This window comes from Candidatus Cloacimonadota bacterium (genome assembly GCA_020532355.1).
Classification (GTDB): Bacteria; Cloacimonadota; Cloacimonadia; order Cloacimonadales; family Cloacimonadaceae; genus UBA5456.
On the sequence record JAJBBD010000031.1, the window covers coordinates 1 to 3,355 of the forward strand.

At 42.9% G+C, this 3,355-nt stretch carries 4 protein-coding genes; 2 read left to right on the plus strand and 2 right to left on the minus strand.

Annotated elements, in window-relative coordinates; translation table 11 throughout:
- The first annotated feature begins 11 nt into the window (after positions 1-11).
- Positions 12-173, plus strand: a complete 162-nt coding sequence (locus LHW48_00890) for a T9SS type A sorting domain-containing protein (GenBank protein MCB5259018.1) — start codon at positions 12-14, stop codon at positions 171-173.
- Between the two features lie 69 nt (positions 174-242).
- Positions 243-2,600 carry a hypothetical protein gene (locus LHW48_00895; GenBank protein ID MCB5259019.1) on the plus strand — a complete coding sequence of 786 codons (2,358 nt, stop codon included), beginning with the start codon at positions 243-245 and terminating at the stop codon, positions 2,598-2,600.
- 21 nt (positions 2,601-2,621) lie between these two features.
- On the opposite strand, the gene LHW48_00900 is transcribed toward LHW48_00895, so the two are convergent.
- Together LHW48_00900 and LHW48_00905 are read right to left on the minus strand one after the other, a co-directional pair.
- Positions 2,622-2,909 (minus strand): hypothetical protein, encoded by a 288-nt coding sequence (locus LHW48_00900; GenBank protein ID MCB5259020.1) that lies wholly within the window; start codon positions 2,907-2,909, stop codon positions 2,622-2,624.
- The coding region (locus tag LHW48_00905; protein MCB5259021.1) for a hypothetical protein at positions 2,896-3,355 on the minus strand (460 nt) is incomplete at its 5' end. The genes LHW48_00905 and LHW48_00900, both read right to left, overlap by 14 nt.

Below are 3,355 nucleotides of genomic sequence, written 5' to 3' on the forward strand. Positions count from 1 at the left end.
CAAGTATATACTTGTATGACCTGAAGGGTAGGCTTGTTGAGCTTTACGATGATCTAAACTTTCAAAACGATCCCATACAGTTTCAACTTCCAGACTGTCCATCAGGAATCTATTTTTTACAAGTTGAATCTGGACTCAAGAAAGAGATTAGGAGAATAACAATTCTCAAATAGGTAATACTAGTTGAAGGGAATTGGTTACACAGTTCCCTTCAACTTAAGTTAAGTGAAAAGGAAAGATAAATGAAAAGCATACTGTTGGTCTTGTTAATCTTAACGCCGTTAATGGTTTATGCAAGTATAATACAGGTATCATTGGACGGTACTCAGGACTTTACCAGTATCCAAATAGCAATTCATGCTACAGCAGATGGAGATACGATCCTAATACATCCTGGAACCTATTATGAGAATGTGGAAATCATAGGCAGATACCTAACTATCGGCAGTCTGGAACTGATTACAGCAGATAGCACCTATGTAAACCAAACTGTGATTGATGCTGACCAGTCCGGGAGCTGCTTTGCAATCTGGGATTACTCTATTGTCACTCTACAGGGACTATACATGACAAACGGTATTGGAACTCCAGATAATTCTTATAATGCTCCCATAGGTGGGGCTGTGTATGCCGAGAATAGTGATCTTTCTTTGATCAATAGCATGCTTATAGGTAACAAAGCGATGTCTGGCGCAGGTATTCAACTGAGTTGGAGTACTTGCTATTTGGCGGGGACAACTATCGCTCATAATTATGCTTTGTCATCTGGTGGAGGGGTGAATTTTGGAGGTTATTCAACAAGCTCAGTTCCAACCCTTACTTTTGATCCCATTAATCGATGCAGCATATACTCTAATTACGCTATGCATGCAAGTGATATATTTTTTGGTTCTCAGTATTTTGACAATCTTGATATATATCTAGATAAGTTTACTGTATCTACAACTTCCATATACACTAGGGAAGCTATTCATCTAGAGTCATATAGAGAAACGAATTATATGACGTATAATCTGGTCATTAACGAAGCAGTGATTGAGCAGCAGTTTTCAGACTTTTATGTTAGCCCTCATGGGAGTGATGCAAATTCAGGTTTGTCTCCTGATGAACCGATGAAAACAATTGCCTTGGCTATACTGAAGATAGGAGCGGATAATCTTAACCATCATACGATACATCTGGCGAATGGCACTTATGGCGAAGAGCAACACTTTCCCCTGAATCTGCGTAGCTATGTAAACATAATAGGAGAAAGTGAACAAGGAGTCATTTTTACGGGACCAAGAGTTTTCTTTGGAGGATGGGATGGCGAAAAAGAAGTATTGATCAAGAACATTAGCATTCAGGCAACCACAGATCAGCAGTTTTGGCAGACCAATCTGATTCATTGCATATCCCGTCTTGAAGGCTCTGGCTTGAATTTGTTTAGCTTAACGCTTGAGAACATCAGTTTCAGAAATTGTCTGCCTATGGATTTTAACAGGTCGTACGCTATGATGAGGTTCCAGAGTCCGGGCAGACTTACCATGAAGGACATCACAATAGAAGACTGTATAGGTTCAATTGGCATTTATCTAACTAATGGAAACACCTATGCAGAAAACGTTCGCATAAACAACTTCCAACGCTACCCTCATGGTTCTATTGGGGGTGGAACAGCTTTGGGAATCGTTTTTCTGAGTACATTTGATATAGGAGACAATATATTTAATAACCTCGAGATTACCAATTGCAACTCTAATGGAGGAGATAACAATGTAATCAGGATTTTTAATGCTCTACCAAACTACCAGAGTTTTGAGAGCTACTTTATCAATGCAACTATTGCGAACAATTCTTATAGTTCGGGGAATGGATCGGCTGTTGAACTGATTGACGGGATGAATGCTACTTTTATTAACAGTATTATCCATAATCCTGCCCCAACCAATGTATATCTACATACAATGTTTAACCCATCTAGACTCAGATTTGTTAACTCCTTTGTAGGATCATTTGAGCATCCTTTGGACACAGTAAACAATGCATACTCCGGAAACATTGTTGAATGGTATGGGGATAATCTGAGCGGCGAGCCATTGTTTGCTGGTGCGGTTGCAGATAATCCATTTTCTCTTATCTCAGGCTCCCCATGTATTGATGCTGGTACAACTGACCTTCAATGGCTGGAAATGCCAGATGTCTTTCACTATCCAGAATATGACCTTATAGGTAATCCTCGCATCTATGGAGACTATGTTGATATGGGTGCCTATGAATGGCAAGGACAGACTGATATTAACGATCTTGTAATGGTTCCCACCTTCAGTATTTGCAACTACCCCAACCCCTTTACTGCTTTTACCAATCTTAAAGTAGTCCTGCCCTCCAATCAGTGCAATGACAAAGCAGGGGTAACAAGCGCAAGCATCGACATCTACAACATCAAGGGACAAAAAGTAAAGAGCATCCCGCTTGATCCCGGCAAGGCAGGTGAGCAGTTCAGCTATTGGGATGGCAGGGATGAAGCTGGCAGGCAGTGTTCCAGCGGCATCTACCTGCTCAACCTGAAGGTCAATGGGATAGGGGCGTTGAGTAAAAAGGTTACCCTTGTCAGATGACCTCTTTAGTGTTATTGCCAATCATATAGATACCATAGTCGTCGTTCTACACTTCCAATGAAACGGTGGAAACGGCGTATGCGCCCCTGATACGCCTACCGGGTTCATCTCTGAATCGTATTCGATTTGATCGTCTTTGATCCAAGGTGCGAGTGCTTTGATGTATTCCCGGGCATCATCCAGGCTGTTTGACTTGGTATCCAGAGCCATGAGATTGTCCATCACTTCCAATGCATCGTTTAGTGGATAGAGCTTGTCCTGGGCTGCAAGAGCCCGGCAGATGTCACTGGTTCGGTCATCCAGGATCACCACGAGCTTGTAGTATCTGGCTTTGGCTTTTTTTGTAGCCCTGCAGTCTGCCGAACTCCCGGATTCTCAGGGCTGTGTGCTCCGCCAACCCTTGCCAGTAATGAGATGACTTCTCAGCAATATCACCAAACTGGTCTTTGAGAGTATCGGCAAGCATCTCTCTAGTATAGCCTTGCTCGATTGCTGTGGTGAGTGTGTCAGCGAAGTTCTGCCTTATGTCTGCTTCAAAGTGATTCCCGATCCAGAACAACTGCTGCTTCTGAATAGTGGAGGAGAGATGCTGATCTTCGATGCCCCAGAGCCCGATGCTGGTCTTGGTTGGAGCTTGCACTTGGGTGTCCCTCAATCCGAGCCGCACAAAGCGGTCTATTATCGCCTTGGTGGGCTCATTGACCAGTGCTGCGAAGTCATCTCCCAACTGGGTATTGATGATGCCCATAAGCTTA